Here is a 16,567-nt window from a genome sequence, read left to right on the forward strand (position 1 = left end):
CCGCGATCCGCTGCCCCAGGACCCGACCTTTCGTGACCGACGCGACGCCGACCTCGACCGACATTCTGATCATCGGCGGCGGCGTCATCGGGCTGGCCTCCGCTCTGGCGCTGGCCGAAACCGGCCGCGCCGTGCGGGTGATCGAGGCTGGCCGCATCGGCGGCGGCAGCTCGCACGGCAACTGCGGAACGATCACGCCCAGCCACGCGCCACCACTCGCGGCGCCCGGCATGGTCCGGCGCGCGCTGTCGATGATGCTCACGCCCGATGCGCCGCTGTACATCCGTCCGCGCGTCGACCCCGCGTTGTGGCGCTGGCTATGGGCGCTGCGTGGGCGTTGCAATCGCGCGCATTGGCGAGAGAGTGCCGTCGCCAAAGCCGCATTGCTCGACGATTCGCGACGCCGCCTCGAAGACTGGATAACGCGATACGGCCTCGACTGCGAGTTCCAACCGACCGGCGAGGACTACGTCTTTCGCGATGCGCGCCGCTTCGAACACGGCCAGCACGAAGTGCCGCTGCTGCGCGAATTCGGCATCGACGTCACTGTGCTCAACGGTGCGGACTACGAACGCGACGAGCCGTCGATGCTTCGCGGCGTCGCAGGCGCGATCCGTTTCGATGGCGATGCGGCGTTGCGTCCGGATCGCTACGTGGCCGAACTCGCACGCGTTGCGCGCGAACGTGGCGTGGTGATCGACGAGCATCGCGCGTTGACAGGTTTGATCGACGGCGCGAACGGCTACGTCGTGCGCACGCCGAGTGGTGACATCCAAGCACGCGACGTCGTGGTCGCGACCGGCGCGTGGTCGCCACGACTCGCGGAATCGCTCGGCCTGCGTTGGCTCGCGCGCACCATCCAGCCTGGTAAGGGCTATTCGATCACCTACGACCCGCCGGCACTCGTGCCGCGTCGGCCGCTGGTGCTGCGCGAACGCGCGGTCTGCGTGACGGCGTGGGCGAGCGGCTACCGGCTCGGCAGCACGATGGAATTCTCCGGTTACGACGAACGCCTCGACGAACGACGCCTCGGCGCGCTCGAACGCGGCGCGCGCGAATACCTGCGCGACCCCGTTGGCCCGCGCGTGCGCGAACGCTGGTTCGGTTGGCGGCCGATGTCGCTCGACGACGTGCCGATGATCGGCGCGGTGCCGGGACGACGCGGCCTCTGGCTTGCAACCGGCCACGGCATGATGGGCGTCGGCATGAGCGCAGGCACTGGGCAGCTGCTGGCCGACCTTGTCAGTGGCCGCGCGACCGCGATCGATCCCGCGCCGTATCGCCCCGACCGCTTCGTGCGTTGAACGACCGCGGCGACGTAACGCGCGTCGCGGCCTAATGCGCGTCCACTTCTAGCGAGAACACCATGACCGACACGCCCGCACGCACCGACTTCGACCTCATCGTGATCGGTGGCGGCTCGGGCGGGCTCGCGGGTGCGTTCCGCGCGGCCGAGCACGGTGCGCGTGTCGCGCTCCTCGAACCGAATGCGCTCGGCGGCACCTGCGTCAATGTCGGTTGCGTGCCGAAGAAGGCGATGTGGCTGGCCGCGAACGTCGCCAGCACGTTGCGCCACGCCGAATCGCTCGGTTTCGAATCGGCCTCGTGCACGCTCGACTGGCCGACCTTCGTCGCGCACCGCGAGCGCTACATCGAAGGCATCCACGCGAGCTATCGACGTCGCCTCGACGCAGCTGGCATCGCGCTCATGCCTGTGCGCGGCACGATGCTCGACGCACGCCGCGTGCGCACGTCCGACGGCGTCGTGCTCACCGCATCGCACGTACTGATCGCCACTGGCGGCCGGCCGGTGAAACCGGACATTCCCTGCGCGGAACTCGGCGGCGTATCGGACGACTTCTTCGCATGGCGCGCACCGCCGGCGAGCGTTGCGGTGATCGGCGGCGGCTACATCGCGGTGGAACTCGCAGGCGTGCTGCAGGCGCTGGGCTGCCACGTCACCTTGCGCGTGCGCGGCCGACTGCTCGACAGTTTCGACGACGAGATCACCGCGCAGCTGGTCGAGGATTACCGACATCTCGGCGTCGACGTGCAGATCGCGACAACGACGACTGCGCTGGAACGCGTCGAAGGCGGCATTCGCCTGCGCAACGCCGACGGCTCGTGGACAGATCCCGTCGAACAGGTGCTGTTCGCAACCGGTCGTTCGCCCAATGTCGAAGGTCTCGGCCTCAACGCAGCCGGCATCGCGCTCGACGCACGCGGCTTCGTGCCCGTCGACGCGTACAACCACACGATCGTCGAAGGGGTATTCGCAGTCGGCGATGTCACGCCGTCGCCCGCACTCACGCCGGTTGCGATCGCTGCGGCGCGTCGACTGATGGATCGTGTATTCGGCGGACGCACGCGCGCGCCGCTCGACCTGGTCGACGTGCCCACCGTCGTGTTCTCGCATCCGCCCATCGGTCGCATCGGCCTGTCCGAACGCGCGGCCCGCGATGTCTACGGCGATGACGTGCACGTGCTGCGTGCCGGCTTCCGCCCGATGTTGAACGCGCTCGCCGAATCGCCGCAGCGCAGCCTGTTCAAGATCATCTGCACGGGCGAGGAGCGCCGCGTCGTCGGCCTGCATCTGCTCGGTGACGCCGCCGACGAAATGCTGCAGGGCTTCGGCGTCGCGATGCGTCGCGGCCTCACGCTCGACGACCTGCACGATACGATCGCCATCCATCCGACCAGCGCCGAGGAAGTCGTGCTGATGCGTTGAGCATCGCGCGGATCGATCATGAGCGACGACGTCCTGACCACCGACACGTTCACCGTGTATCGCGGCCGCGCGCCGTTGCTGGTGAGCCTTCCGCACGACGGCAGCGCGATTCCGCCGGAACTCGCGGCGCGCATGACGGAGGAAGCGCGCCGCGCGCCGGACACCGACTGGCACGTCTCGCGCCTCTATGCATTCGCACGCGATGAACTCGGTGCGTCGGTACTGGTTCCACGCTATTCGCGCTACGTCGTCGATCTCAATCGGCCGCCGGACGACACCTCGCTGTATCCCGGACAGAACACGACGGGCCTGTGCCCGACGCGCCGCTTCACGGGCGACGATGTGTATCTCGACGGCACGCAACCCGACGAAGCCGAAGTTCGCTCGCGCGTCGAGACGTACTGGCGTCCTTATCACGACGCGTTGCAGTCAGAACTCGCGCGACTGCGCGGTGCGCACGGTCGAGTTGTGCTCTGGGAAGGGCATTCAATTCGCGGTGACAAGCTGCCGTTCCTGTTCGAAGGCCGGTTGCCTGATCTCAACCTCGGTACGTCGGGCGGCGCGAGTTGTGCGCCCGAACTGCAATCATCGTTGGAAGACGTGCTTACCACGCAGCCTGTATTCGACTGGGTCGCGAACGGACGTTTCCGCGGTGGCTACATCACGCGTCACTACGGGCGACCGGCCAACGGCATCGACGCCGTGCAACTGGAAACCAGCCAGCGCACCTACATGGACGAGGACAGCTTCGCCTACGACGACGTCAAGGCGCTCGCGTTGCAAACGGTGCTGGAACGACTCCTTCGCGCTGCGCTCGACCACGCGCGGCGCTGAGCCTCACCACAGGCAATCCTTGCAGCGCTTCTCGACGTTCGCGACAACGCGCTTGAGGCCATCGACCGTACGTATCAGGTCGCGCGGCTTGCCATGCAGCGTGGGGTCTTCGGTGTCCAGCCACTCGTCCATGCGCTCGGTCGAACCGTAGACGTCACCCAACCCGCGGTGCAGGCGCACGAGCAACAACATGCGCGTCGCCGCGGGATCGGTGCCGGGCGGGATGCGCGCGCTACCCGCCTGGATTTTCGCGACCGTGTCGCGATCTACGTCCAGCAGTTCGCTTACTTCACCCGCACCGAAGCCCAGCGCCGTGATCGCACGACGCGCATCGAGCGCGAGTGCTTCCGTTGATGAACGGGCGTCGCCGGGGCTGACGTCGACCGCGTGATGGTGGGAGTTGGCAGTGCCCATGGCGTCACCCTCCATGAAGCGGCATGACGGGGAGGTACAGGCTGCATGCCGACCGTCATGTCCCGGCGCAACAATCGTCACGTATCCGTCGCGCTGAGCGACGGAGCGCGGGCGCTTTGGACCGCCCGCGCTCAATTTCGGCGGTCGCAATAGCTACGGCGAAGGGAGATGCTTCGACAGAAAGTCTTCGAGGCGCCGGTACAGCTCCGCCTGCGAGTCGGGGCTGTAGAAGCCGTGGCCTTCGCCGGCGACCACGTATGTCTCTGGAACGTTGCCTGCGGCGGTAAGGGCGTCGAGCATCGCCTTGTACTGATCGAAGTGCGCGGTCTGGTCATCCTTGCCGTGAATCAGGAAGACCGGGACCTTCACATCGGACGCGTGGCGTGCCGGCGAAACGCGCGCGAGCTCCGCGTCGTCGGCGCCCATCGTTCGCGCGAAGAAGCGCTTGGATGCGACGTTGGTGACCTGCTTCTGATCGAGCGGGAGGTCATAGACGCCAGCGTATCCGATCGCGCACTTGAACAACGTCGGCGCAACGCGTACGGCCTGCAGCGCTGCGTATCCGCCGTAGCTGGCGCCATACACGCATGCGTCCCCGGCTTCCGTCAGTTTCTGCGTTGCGGCCCACTTGACGCCGTCGACCATGTCGTCAATGAGGCGGCCGCCCCACTGGCGCCAGCCTTCTCGTTGGAACGCCGTTCCCCGATCGCCGGAACCTCGGTAGTTGACCTGGAGGACGCCGTAGCCGCGACTGGCGAGGAACTGTGCGTCCGCGTCGTAACCCCAGCGGTCGGCGATGCCGAACGGCCCACCATGCGGGTAAAGCACCAGCGGTCGCGGACCGTCCCCGCTAGCGGTATAGAAGCCGTAGATCTTCCGGCCGTCGCGCGCCGCGAACTCGATGGGCACTGTCGTCGCCATGGCGTCGGGCGCGATCCATGGCTTCGTTTCGCCGATGAGCATGACCTTGTTGGCGGTGCGATCCATGACGTAGTAGGCGCCGGGGTGACGATCGGACATCACTGTAAATAGCAACCGCTTGCCGTCCCGGCTGACGTCGCGAATGTCCACCAGCTGCCCCGGGAATGCCTTTAGCAGTCCCGCGTGGAGCCGTGCCCATTCGGAGGTTGGATCAAAATATTTAATCGACGGCTTTCCGGCCGTGTAGATCACGCCGAACGGGTCGCCGGTGTCACCGACGCGCAGCAATACCGAGTGCTCAAGTTCGGGGTTCGACGTCACGAACGTGCGCGTCCCATTCTTGAAGTCCACCCGATAGAACTTCGGTGGCTCGCCTGCGTCGCTGATCTCCAGGAATGCGATGTCAGGATTCGAGGTGAATGCGCCGCCGGATACGCGATAACCGGCGATCGACTTCGGCATCGGCTGCCAATCAGCACCAGGCGTGGGGCGATAGGCAAGCACGGGCTCGTCCTGTGCGTCCCGTGTCGTACGCACGCGGGCGCGACCACCGGCGTCGAAGATGAAGGCCCCGGGTCCCTCGGACCGCTCGATCTCGGATCGTTCGCCGGTCACGCTGTCGACCTTGTAGATCGTGCTATCGGGTTCGTCGCCGCAGTTCCAGCAATTGAAGCGCACCAGGATCTTGCCCGGCTCGGCGGGAAGCACCGTCTCGACGCTGGCAAACCCTTGGTCCTTGCGCCGGCCCGGATAGTTCATGCCGTCGGGCTGGTACCCGAACAGCAAGTCCTGGTTCTTGCCGTGAATGTCGGTAGTGAGCAGCTCTCCGTAGCTCGTCGGCAGCGGCTGGAAGGGAAACGTGCGAGCCCGGGACATCACGATCTGTTCGTCGGAGGTCCAGAAGATGTTGATGACGTGCTGCTTCTGCGGGAACCGCAGCACCTGTGTCTTACCCGTGCCATCGAGCTTGAGAATTTCGAGCTGCGTCTCGCGTCCGTCCTGCGACGGCACGGCCAGCGCCACGTAGTCGCCGTTCGGAGACAGGCTTGCCTCGTTCAACTCGGCGTGGCGGGCGAGATCTTCGATCCGTATCGGATCGGCAGATGCGTGAAAGCTCAACAAGAGCGCCACAGCGATGGCGCATCGACCCCACGTCGACATAGTGCTTCCCCGTTTGTTGGAAAAATCCCCACGTCGAGTCTAAACGGGGCCGCGGGCGGCGTCAGCGTGCGTGGTCGAGGCGCTCAGACAATCAGGTGGATACGCGGTTTGCCGTTTGCTGGCGGGGCGATTCAGCAGGGGCGCAAAAGGAAGGCCCGCCGAAGCGGGCCTTGAACGCCGAGTTGCCGATGACGTCAGACCTCGAGCGTCGCCAAGTCGCCCTTGCTCTCCAGCCACGCTTTCCGATCGGAGGCGCGCTTCTTGGCGAGCAGCATGTCCATCAGCGCCGAGGTGGCGTCCTGGTCATCCACGGTGAGCTGCACCAGGCGGCGCGTGTCGGGATGCATGGTGGACTCGCGCAGCTGCTCCGGATTCATCTCGCCGAGGCCCTTGAAGCGGGTGACGGAGATGGCGCCCGTCGGCGTGCCCTTCTTCTTGGCCGCGCGATCACGCTCGATGCGATCGATGAGGATGCGCTTCTCTTCTTCGTCGAGCGCATAGAACACCTGCTTGCCCACGTCGACGCGGAACAGCGGCGGCATCGCGACGAAGACGTGACCGGCAGCGACCAGCGACGGGAAATGCTTGAGGAACAGTGCGGCCAGCAGTGTCGCGATGTGCAGGCCGTCCGAGTCGGCGTCGGCCAGGATCACGACCTTGCCGTAGCGCAGGCCCGCGAGATCGTCCTTGCCGGGATCGCAACCGATGGCGACTGCGAGGTCATGCACTTCCTGCGATGCCAGCACGCCGCTCGACGCGACCTCCCATGTGTTGAGGATCTTGCCGCGCAGCGGAAGGATGGCCTGGAAATCTTTCTCACGCGCTTGGCGTGCACTGCCGCCCGCGGAGTCGCCTTCGACAAGAAAGAGTTCCGTACGCGACAGATCCTGCGATGCGCAGTCGGCCAGCTTGCCCGGCAGTGCCGGCCCCTGCGTCACCTTCTTGCGCAGAACGATCTTTTCGGTCTTGAGGCGCGCAGCGGCACGTTCGATCGCGAGCTGCGCGATGCGCGTGCCGAGCTCGACATGCTGGTTGAGCCACAGCGAGAACGCATCGTGCGCGGCGGATTCGACGAAGCCCGCGGCCTGTCGCGATGACAGACGCTCCTTCGTTTGACCCGAGAACTGCGGGTCGGTCATCTTGATCGACAGCACGAACGCGACGCGGTCCCATACGTCTTCCGGCGCGAGCTTCACGCCACGCGGCAGCAGGTTGCGGAAGTCGCAGAACTCGCGCAACGCATCGGTGAAGCCTGTCCGCAGGCCGTTGACGTGCGTGCCGTGCTGCGCGGTCGGGATCAGGTTGACGTAGCTCTCCTGCACCAGCTCGCCTTCCGGCACCCACGCAGCGGCCCAGTCGACGACTTCGGTTTCCTTCGACAACGAACCCGAGAACAGATTCGGCGGCAGCAGTTCGCGTTCGCCGAGCTCGCCCTTGAGGTAATCGCGTAGGCCATTCTCGAAGTACCACTCGTCGCGCTCGCCGGTCGCTTCGTCGAACAGGCGAACGGTTAGGCCCGGGCAGAGCACGGCTTTCGCGCGCAGCAGATGACGCAGCGCGCGGATGTTGAACTTCGCGGTGTCGAAGTAGCTCGCATCCGGCCAGAAGTGCACGCGCGTGCCGGTGTTCTTCTTGCCGACCGTGCCGATGACTTCCAGCGGCGAATCGCGGAAGCCGTCCTTGAACGTCATCCGGTATTCGTTGCCGTCGCGCTTGATGCGCACGTCGACCTTGGTGCTCAGCGCGTTGACCACGCTCACGCCGACGCCGTGCAGGCCGCCGGAGAACGTGTAGTTGTTGCCGCTGAACTTACCGCCGGCGTGCAGGCGGGTGAGGATGAGTTCGACGCCCGGAATCTTCTCTTCCGGATGGATGTCGACCGGCATGCCGCGGCCGTCGTCGGAGACCGATGCGGAGCCGTCGCTGTGCAGCGTGACCTCGATGGTCCGCGCATGGCCGCCGAGGGCCTCGTCGACGGAGTTGTCGATGACCTCCTGCGCCAGATGGTTGGGACGGGCGGTGTCCGTGTACATGCCCGGGCGGCGCTTGACCGGGTCCAGCCCGGAAAGCACCTCGATGTCGGCGGCGTTATATCGCTTGTTCATTAGTCGAAATGCTAACAGAGCGCGTCGCATAGGCTTGGACGGCTGAAGGCTGAACGACCGAACGCGACCTTAGCGCCGTTTTCACGAGCGGCCCACGTAGGCCGCCAGTAGGGTCGCGGGCCGGATGACGGCACTCCCCCGAGCCGTCCCGGTTTCCCTTATGGAGGCTCCATGAAGAAGCGAATCCTCGCCCTTTCGATTCTGGCCACGATGGCCATCCCCGCATTCGCGCAGGTGTCCGTGCCGCCGGTGTCCGTCCCGGCAACCCCGGTCACGACGCCGACCGTCCCGACCGCCACCGGCTCCGCGACGGGTGGCGTCACCGGTTCGGTGACCGACTCCACCACGCTCCCCGCCGGCAAGGCACGCAGCAGCGCGGTCCACACCGCGAAGACCACCGCCCGCAAGGCGGGTGACAAGGTCGGTCCGGCCGTCAGCGACGCGGCGCATGCGCCGATCAATGCGACCACCGGCGCTGGCGTCGATGGCAGCGTGACCGCCGGCACCTCGGGCGTCGACGCGTCGGGTTCGGTCTCCGGCAACGTCGCCGGCTCGACCGCGGGCACGTCCGCCACGGGTTCGACCGGTGCGACCGCCGGCGCCACCACGCCGGCGCTGCCGGTCGCCGGCGCCACGAACGCGGCGACCAATGCCGTCAATGCCGTTTCGGGCAACGCCAACGCCGCCACGCACTCGGCCGTCACCGCCGGCAAGACGGCGGCCTCGACCGCCACCACGGCGACCGACGACGCGCTCGCCGGCACCGGCCAGATGACGGACGACGCGCAGGTCAGCGCCGACGCCAAGGCCGATGCGAAGGCCGCTGCGGACGCGCGCAAGGCCAAGCGCGACGCGCACAAGCGCAAGTAAGACGTCTCGCAGTACTGCAACCCAGCGCCCCGGCTCGTCCGGGGCGCTTCTTTTGTGCGTCGCGCGCTCGTCGATTCGCGGGACGCGCGTCACGCCTGTAAACTACGACTTTCCAGCGCACCCCACGCCCATGACTTCCGCAAGCCATGTAACGCCGCTCGTGTTCGTCACCGGCGGCGTGGTGTCCTCGCTCGGCAAGGGCATCGCGGCGGCATCGCTCGCGGCCATCCTCGAATCGCGCGGCCTGCGCGTCACGATGATGAAGCTCGATCCGTACATCAACGTCGATCCGGGCACCATGAGCCCGTTCCAGCACGGCGAGGTGTACGTCACCGACGACGGCGCCGAAACCGATCTCGACCTCGGCCACTACGAGCGCTACGTCCGCACGCGCCTGTCGCGCAAGAACTCGATCACCACCGGTCGCATCTACGAATCGGTGATCCGCAAGGAGCGCCGCGGCGACTACCTCGGTGGCACCGTGCAGGTGATCCCGCACATCACCGACGAGATCAAGCGCTGCATCGTCGACGCCACCGACGGCTACGACATCGGCATGGTGGAAGTCGGCGGCACGGTGGGTGACATCGAATCGCTGCCGTTCCTCGAAGCGATCCGCCAGCTGCGCAGTGAGCGCGGCCCGGAATCGACGCTGTTCATGCACCTCACGCTGGTGCCGTGGATCGCCGCAGCCGGCGAGCTCAAGACCAAGCCGACGCAGCACTCCGTCAAGGAACTGCGCTCGATCGGCATCCAGCCCGACATCCTGCTCTGCCGCAGCGAACAGCCGCTGCCGGATTCCGACCGTCGCAAGATCGCGCTGTTCACCAACGTGCCCGAGCGCGCGGTGATCTCGGCCGTCGACCTCGACAACATCTACAAGCTGCCGCGCTTCTTCCACGAACAGGGACTGGACGACATCGTCATCCGCCGCCTCGGCCTGCAAGCGGGTCCGGCCGATCTGTCCGAGTGGGATGCGGTGCTCGACGCCAGCGAGCATCCGGTCGATGAAGTCACGATCGGCGTCGTGGGCAAGTACGTCGATCATCAGGACGCGTACAAGTCGGTCGCCGAAGCGCTCAAGCACGGTGGTCTGCGCCAGCGCACGCGCGTCAACTTGAAGTGGCTGGAATCCAGCGACGTCGAGAAGCAGGGCGTGTCCGCGCTCGACGGCGTCGACGGCATCCTCGTGCCCGGCGGCTTCGGCGATCGCGGTTTCGAAGGCAAGGTTGCGACGTCGAAGTTCGCACGCGAACACGGCATTCCGTACTTCGGCATCTGCTACGGCATGCAGGCCGCGGTGGTCGATTACGCGCGCAATGTCTGCGGCCTCGACGGCGCGAACAGCACCGAGAACGACAAGGCATCCCCGCATCCGGTGATCGGCCTGATCACCGAATGGCGGACGCAGACGGGCGACGTCGAACGTCGCAGCGAAGCCAGCGACCTCGGCGGCACCATGCGCTTGGGCCTGCAGGATCAGCGCCTCAAGCCGGGCACGCTCGCGCGCGACACCTACGGTCGCGACGTCGTCGGCGAACGCCATCGCCATCGCTACGAGTTCAACAACCGCTACCGCACGCAGCTCGAGGACGCGGGCCTCATCGTGTCGGGCAAGTCGATGGACGACCTGCTCGTCGAGATGGTCGAACTCAAGCGCGACGCGCACCCTTGGTTTCTGGCCTGCCAGGCGCATCCGGAATTCCTGTCGACCCCGCGCGACGGCCATCCGCTCTTCATCGGCTTCATCCGTGCCGCCCGCGAACACAAGGCGCAGGCGGGTGGTCGATTGCTGAAGGAAGTGCGCAACTGATGCGCGCTGCGCCTTCGTCGTCTCGAGCGATGCGCGGACCGCGCATCGCCTCGCTTTGGAGTACCCCATGAAACTCTGCGGATTCGAGGTCGGCCTCGACAAGCCGTTCTTCCTGATCGCCGGCCCGTGCGTGATCGAGTCGATGGAACTCCAGATGGAGACCGCCGGCAAGCTCAAGGAAATCACCACGGAACTCGGCATTCCCTTCATCTTCAAGTCGAGCTTCGACAAGGCGAACCGCACGTCGCTCAACGGCTTTCGCGGGCCGGGCGTCGAAGAAGGCCTGAAGGTGCTGTCGGAAGTGAAGCGCCAGCTCGGCCTGCCGGTGCTGACCGACGTGCACGAGTACACGCCGATCGACGAAGTCGCGAGCGTGGTCGACGTGCTGCAGACGCCGGCCTTCCTCGTGCGTCAGACCGACTTCATCACCAAGGTCTGCAGCGCCGGCAAGCCGGTCAACATCAAGAAGGGCCAGTTCCTTGCGCCGTGGGACATGAAGCCCGTCGTCGAGAAGGCGAAGTCGACCGGCAACAACGACATCATGGTCTGCGAGCGAGGCGCGAGCTTCGGCTACAACAACCTGGTGAGCGACATGCGCTCGCTCGCGGTGATGCGCGAAACCGGTTGCCCGGTCGTGTTCGATGCGACGCACTCGGTGCAGTTGCCGGGCGGGCAGGGCTCGTCCAGCGGTGGCCAGCGCCAGCACGTGCCGGTGCTCGCGCGCGCGGCGATGGCGGTCGGTATCGACGGCATCTTCATGGAAACGCATCCCGATCCGTCGAAGGCGCTGTCCGACGGCCCGAACGCATGGCCGCTGCCGAAAATGCGCGCGCTTCTCGAAACGCTGAAGGCGCTCGACGAAGTGACCAAGCGCAACGGCTTCCTCGAATCCACTGTCTAAGGACGACGCTCCAACGATGACCACGATCGCCAAGATCCACGCCCGCGAAATCCTCGACAGCCGCGGCAACCCCACGCTCGAAGCGGACGTCACGCTCGCCGACGGCAGCTTCGGCCGCGCGATGGTGCCGTCGGGCGCGTCGACCGGCACGAAGGAAGCCGTGGAGCTGCGCGACGGCGACAAGACGCGCTATCTCGGCAAGGGCGTCACGCACGCGGTGGCGAACGTCAACACGGCGATCGCGCAGGCGCTGGTTGGTTTCGATGCGAACGACCAGGCCGGCCTCGACCGTCGGCTGATCGATCTCGACGGCACCGACAACAAGGGTCGTCTCGGCGCGAACGCGCTGCTCGGCGTTTCGATGGCGAATGCGCACGCGGTCGCAGCGTCGAAGAAGATGCCGCTGTGGCAGCACCTCGCGAATGGTCGCGAAGCCGTGCTGCCGGTGCCGATGATGAACATCATCAACGGCGGCGCACATGCCGACAACAACGTCGACCTGCAGGAATTCATGGTGCTTCCGGTCGGCTTCGACAGCTTCCGCGAAGCGCTGCGTGCGGGCACCGAGATCTTCCACGCGCTCAAGAGCGTGCTCAAGGGTCGCGGCCTGAGCACGGCCGTCGGCGACGAGGGCGGTTTCGCGCCTGACCTGCGCAGCAATGAGGAAGCGCTGGAAACCATCCTCGAAGCGATCGGCAAGGCCGGTTATCGCGCGGGCGAGGACGTGCTGCTCGGTCTCGACGTCGCGTCCAGCGAGTTCTTCGAGAACGGCAAGTACAACCTCACCGGCGAAGGCAAGCGCCTGACCAGCGAACAGTTCGTCGACTTCCTCGCCGACTGGACGCAGCGTTACCCGATCATCACGATCGAAGATGGCATGGGCGAGCACGACTGGGCTGGCTGGAAGCTGCTCACCGAGCGCGTCGGAAACAAGGTGCAGCTGGTCGGCGACGACTTGTTCGTCACCAATCCGAAGATCTTCCGCGAAGGCATCGACCAGAACGTCGCGAACGCCATCCTGATCAAGGTCAACCAGATCGGCACGCTGACCGAAACGTTGGAGGCCATCGCGATGGCGGATGCCGCGCGCTATGCGGCCATCGTCTCGCACCGTTCCGGCGAAACCGAGGACACGACGATCGCCGACATCGCGGTCGCGACCACGGCAACGCAGATCAAGACCGGCTCGCTGTGCCGCAGCGATCGCGTCGCCAAGTACAACCAGCTGCTTCGCATCGAAGAGCAGCTCGGCAGCGCCGCGCGTTACGCCGGCCGCGACGCGTTCGTGTCCCTGGTGCGCTGACCGATGGCGCGAACGCGCTACGGCCTGCTGATCCTGATCGGCCTGCTGGCGATGCTGCTCGCAGTGCTGCAGGTGCGGCTGTGGCGCGGTGAGGGCGGACGTGAAGCGGTCGGTACGCTGCAGTTGCAGGTCGACGCGCTCGCACACGACAACGGCGGCCTGCAGCAGCGCAATGCCGCGCTGGCCGCCGAAGTCGAAGACCTGAAGTCGGGCGAGGCCGCGGTCGAGGATCGCGCGCGCAGCGAGCTCGGCATGATCAAGCCCGGCGAAGTCTTCTATCGCGTGGTCGAGAACACGCGGCCCGTGCAGAAGCCGGCCGACGCGCCGACTGCGCCCGCGACGCCATGACGCGCATCTGGGCCGTCGTGCCCGCCGCCGGCACCGGCACCCGTTTCGGTGGCGAGGTTCCCAAGCAATACCTCGACGTCGCGGGCAAGCCACTGATCGCGCATGCGCTGGATGCATTGCTGCGTCATCCGCGCGTCGAAGGTGCGATGGTCGCGATTGTCGAAGAAGACACGCGCTGGCCCGGCTGGACGTCGCTGCACGGCAAGCCGGTGCTGACGTGCACCGGTCGCGCCGACCGCGCGGGATCGGTGCTGGCAGCGCTGGACGCGCTGGCGGCGCACGTCGATTATGACGACAGCGTCCTGGTGCTCGTACACGATGCGGCGCGTCCGAACCTGGATGCAGCGGATCTCGAGCGCCTTATCGCCGCCGCGTCCGACAGCGACGACGGCGCACTGCTCGCCGCGCCGGTACGCGACACGCTTAAGCGCCTGGACAACCACGGATGCAGCGCGGGAACCGAGCCACGCGAGCGGTTGTGGCGCGCGTTCACACCGCAGGCCGCGCGCCTGCACGTACTGCGCGACGCACTCGTCGCTGCATACGCCGCGCGCGTCAACGTGACGGATGAAGCGATGGCGCTCGAACTCGCCGGTTGTCGACCACTGCTCGTCGAAGGACGCGAGGACAACATCAAAGTGACGACGCGCGCGGATCTTGCGCTCGTCGAATTCCTGCTGTCGCGCCGGTCGAACCAGGTGAGTGCATGAGCGTCCGCATCGGCCAGGGTTTCGACGTCCATGCGTTCGGTGATGGCGACCACGTGATGCTGGGTGGCGTGCGCATTCCGCATTCGCGCGGCGTCGTCGCGCATTCGGATGGCGATGTCGTGCTGCATGCGCTGTGCGACGCGATCCTTGGCGCGCTCGCGCTTGGGGATATCGGTCATCATTTCCCGCCAAGCGATGCACGCTGGCGCGATGCCGACAGCCGTACGTTCGTGCGCCACTGCGTCGCGCTCGCAGCGGAGCGCGGCTTTCGCGTCGTGAACGTCGACGCGACGGTGATTGGAGAACGTCCCAAGGTCGGGCCGCATGCGCAGACCATGCGCGAGTGCATCGCGCAGGATCTCGGCGTCGCCATCGACGCGGTAAGCGTCAAGGCGACGACCACGGAACGACTCGGCTTCACAGGTCGCGAGGAAGGCATCGCCGCAATGGCGGTCTGCCTGCTCGAGTCGGTGGCATGACGACATCGCTGCCGCGCGCGCACGGCGATGCCGTGCTGACCGCCACGTTCCGGTCGCGCCCCGAGGATTTCGTCGTCGAGGAGATCGCGGGTTTCGAACCGACGGGTACGGGCGAGCACCTGCTGCTCGAGATCGAGAAGCGCGGGATGAACACCGCGTTCGCCGCGCGACGCATCGCCGAGTGGGCGGGCGTCAAGGAAGTCGCCATCGGCTACGCGGGTTTGAAGGATCGCCACGCGGTGACGCGACAGCGCTTCACCGTGCATCTGCCGGGTCGTGAATCGCCGGACATCGCGACGCTCGAGAACGAGTCGCTGCGCGTGCTGTTCTCCGCGCGTCATTCGCGCAAGCTGCCGCGCGGCGCGCTCGCGGGCAATCGCTTCACCATTACGTTGCGCGATGTCGAAGGCGATGCCGCGGCGATCGATGCACGCCTCGCAGCGATTGCAGGACGTGGCGTGCCGAACTACTTCGGTGAGCAGCGGTTCGGTCGCGCCGGCGACAACGTCGAGCAGGCGCTCGCGATGTTCGCGGGGCGTCGCGTGCGTCGCGAGGAACGAAGCCTGCTGCTGTCGGCCGCGCGTTCGGAGCTGTTCAATCGCGTGCTCGCCGAACGCGTGCGTCGCGACTGCTGGGACACGCCGCTCGACGGCGAGGTGTGGATGCTCGACGGCCGTCGCAGCGTATTCGGCCCCGAGCCGTTCGACGACGCGCTGGCGCAGCGGCTTGCCGAGTTCGACATCCATCCGACCGGGCCGCTGTGGGGCCGCGGCGACTTGCGCAGCGCGGGCGACTGTCGCGAGCTGGAAGCGACCTGCATGGCCGCGGACAACGGTCCGGCGCTGCAGGCCGGGCTCGAACGGGCAGGGCTCGAGCAGGAACGTCGCGCCTTGCGATTGCGGCCGTCGGCGCTGACGTGGCTTCGTCCGGATAGAACGTCACTGGAGCTCACGTTCGGCCTGCCGCCCGGCGCTTATGCGACCTGCATTCTGGAAGCGTTGGGCGACGTGCGATCGACGGCCGGCCGGCTCGACTGACCGTTCGTCGAACGGCCCGCGAATCACGCGAAACGCATTCAGTGGCGGGCGTATAAGGAAGTCGACGCCCGCCATGGGGGCGGATGTCGATCGACGTCCGAAGGAGGGTTTATGTCCGCAATGCGTTCCGCATTCCTGGTCGTTCTCCTCGCAGGCGCTGGCACCGGCTGCGCGAGCATGCACGAGTCGTCTTCAACCACGTATGTAGCGCCGCGCGCGTCCAGCTCTGTTCTGGGCCAGCAGGACGGCGAGTTCATCGCACGGATCAATCAGCAGGCCGTCGCACGCGGAATCCACGTGGAGTGGGTGAATCCGCCACTGAAGCACGCAGCTGCGAAGACTCCGCGCTAACGCTTCGCCAGCAACACCACAACCGCGCCCGTCCCGCCTTGTGCGGGCGGCGCGGAATGGAAGCCCAGCACGTCCGCGCGATGTCGAAGCACGCGGTCGACGAGATTCTTGAGCACCGGTGCGCCGCTGCTGTCGAGCTCGTCCGCACCGCGGCCCTTGCCGTGGATGATCCGCACACAGCCGACGCCATGACGCCGCGCATCCGCAAGGAATTCGCGCAGCAGTGACTGCGCCTGTCGCGCATCCAGGCCGTGCAGGTCGATCTCTTCCTGCGCGGACAGCTCGCCGCGCTTGAGCCGCTGGAAGGTGTACGGCGGCAGGCGCTCGGTGCGATGACTGAGCACGTCGCCCGCGCCCAGCAGCTGTTCGTCCAGCGCCAACCTGAACTCGGTCGCTGCCGCGGCTTCGTCGCGTTCGGCCATTCGCGCACGCGGCTTAGGCTTCGGTCCGGCCGGCGGCAGCGGCGGGGCGTCGACCGGGCGCACCGGTCCAACGGCCTGCCGGAACAGTTCGAGGTCCTCGTCGCGCGGATCGTTGTCGCCCATGCGGCCAGCGTAACGGGACGGCGTGCGCATCGTTGCGACAGCGTCTT

General features: G+C 66.6%; 16 protein-coding genes. 12 read left to right on the forward strand and 4 right to left on the reverse strand.

What is annotated here, in order from left to right; genetic code table 11:
- Positions 1–32: 32 nt before the first annotated feature.
- From ACVWWW_RS05340 to hutG, 3 genes are all read left to right on the forward strand, one after another.
- Positions 33–1,304, forward strand: a complete 1,272-nt coding sequence (locus ACVWWW_RS05340; protein ID WP_027082507.1) for an FAD-dependent oxidoreductase — start codon at positions 33–35, stop codon at positions 1,302–1,304.
- Positions 1,305–1,366: 62 nt separating this feature from the next.
- On the forward strand, positions 1,367–2,728 hold the full coding sequence (gene gorA / locus ACVWWW_RS05345) for a glutathione-disulfide reductase (RefSeq protein ID WP_027082508.1): 1,362 nt from the start codon (positions 1,367–1,369) through the stop codon (positions 2,726–2,728).
- Positions 2,729–2,746: 18 nt separating this feature from the next.
- Positions 2,747–3,562, forward strand: a complete 816-nt coding sequence (gene hutG / locus ACVWWW_RS05350; protein ID WP_027082509.1) for an N-formylglutamate deformylase — start codon at positions 2,747–2,749, stop codon at positions 3,560–3,562.
- A 3-nt stretch (positions 3,563–3,565) separates the two neighbouring features.
- On the opposite strand, the gene ACVWWW_RS05355 is transcribed toward hutG, so the two are convergent.
- From ACVWWW_RS05355 to parE, 3 genes are all read right to left on the reverse strand, one after another.
- Positions 3,566–3,976, reverse strand: a complete 411-nt coding sequence (locus ACVWWW_RS05355) for an antitoxin Xre/MbcA/ParS toxin-binding domain-containing protein (protein ID WP_036141774.1) — start codon at positions 3,974–3,976, stop codon at positions 3,566–3,568.
- 153 nt (positions 3,977–4,129) lie between these two features.
- Positions 4,130–6,016 (reverse strand): prolyl oligopeptidase family serine peptidase, encoded by a 1,887-nt coding sequence (locus tag ACVWWW_RS05360; protein ID WP_196804339.1) that lies wholly within the window; start codon positions 6,014–6,016, stop codon positions 4,130–4,132.
- Between the two features lie 236 nt (positions 6,017–6,252).
- Positions 6,253–8,163 (reverse strand): DNA topoisomerase IV subunit B, encoded by a 1,911-nt coding sequence (parE, locus tag ACVWWW_RS05365; protein ID WP_027082510.1) that lies wholly within the window; start codon positions 8,161–8,163, stop codon positions 6,253–6,255.
- 171 nt (positions 8,164–8,334) lie between these two features.
- Between parE and ACVWWW_RS05370 the strand changes: the two genes are divergently transcribed.
- From ACVWWW_RS05370 to ACVWWW_RS05410, 9 genes are all read left to right on the forward strand, one after another.
- The gene (locus ACVWWW_RS05370) at positions 8,335–9,033 is read left to right on the forward strand and encodes a hypothetical protein (protein ID WP_027082511.1); all 699 of its coding nucleotides are present in this window, start codon (positions 8,335–8,337) and stop codon (positions 9,031–9,033) included.
- Positions 9,034–9,163: 130 nt separating this feature from the next.
- Positions 9,164–10,846, forward strand: coding sequence for a CTP synthase (locus ACVWWW_RS05375; protein WP_027082512.1), 1,683 nt, complete (start codon positions 9,164–9,166; stop codon positions 10,844–10,846).
- Between the two features lie 67 nt (positions 10,847–10,913).
- Positions 10,914–11,747, forward strand: a complete 834-nt coding sequence (gene kdsA / locus ACVWWW_RS05380; protein ID WP_027082513.1) for a 3-deoxy-8-phosphooctulonate synthase — start codon at positions 10,914–10,916, stop codon at positions 11,745–11,747.
- Between the two features lie 16 nt (positions 11,748–11,763).
- The gene (gene eno / locus ACVWWW_RS05385; protein ID WP_027082514.1) at positions 11,764–13,050 is read left to right on the forward strand and encodes a phosphopyruvate hydratase; all 1,287 of its coding nucleotides are present in this window, start codon (positions 11,764–11,766) and stop codon (positions 13,048–13,050) included.
- Between the two features lie 3 nt (positions 13,051–13,053).
- A complete protein-coding gene (gene ftsB, locus ACVWWW_RS05390; RefSeq protein WP_027082515.1) occupies positions 13,054–13,398 on the forward strand; it encodes a cell division protein FtsB in 345 nt (114 codons plus the stop codon).
- A complete protein-coding gene (ispD, locus tag ACVWWW_RS05395; protein ID WP_027082516.1) occupies positions 13,395–14,108 on the forward strand; it encodes a 2-C-methyl-D-erythritol 4-phosphate cytidylyltransferase in 714 nt (237 codons plus the stop codon). Before ftsB ends, ispD begins: the two co-directional genes overlap by 4 nt.
- A complete protein-coding gene (gene ispF, locus ACVWWW_RS05400) occupies positions 14,105–14,587 on the forward strand; it encodes a 2-C-methyl-D-erythritol 2,4-cyclodiphosphate synthase (RefSeq protein ID WP_027082517.1) in 483 nt (160 codons plus the stop codon). The genes ispD and ispF overlap by 4 nt, the downstream gene beginning before the upstream one ends.
- A complete protein-coding gene (gene truD / locus ACVWWW_RS05405; RefSeq protein WP_027082518.1) occupies positions 14,584–15,624 on the forward strand; it encodes a tRNA pseudouridine(13) synthase TruD in 1,041 nt (346 codons plus the stop codon). The genes ispF and truD overlap by 4 nt, the downstream gene beginning before the upstream one ends.
- A gap of 111 nt (positions 15,625–15,735) precedes the next feature.
- Complete coding sequence (locus ACVWWW_RS05410; protein WP_155914208.1) at positions 15,736–15,975, forward strand: hypothetical protein; 240 nt, start codon at positions 15,736–15,738, stop codon at positions 15,973–15,975.
- On the opposite strand, the gene ACVWWW_RS05415 is transcribed toward ACVWWW_RS05410, so the two are convergent.
- Positions 15,972–16,520: a Smr/MutS family protein gene (locus ACVWWW_RS05415; RefSeq protein WP_027082520.1), complete on the reverse strand. Its 549-nt coding sequence runs from the start codon at positions 16,518–16,520 to the stop codon at positions 15,972–15,974. The genes ACVWWW_RS05410 and ACVWWW_RS05415 overlap by 4 nt on opposite strands.
- Between the last annotated feature and the right edge of the window lie 47 nt (positions 16,521–16,567).

The organism is Lysobacter sp. HA18 (genome assembly GCF_054057595.1).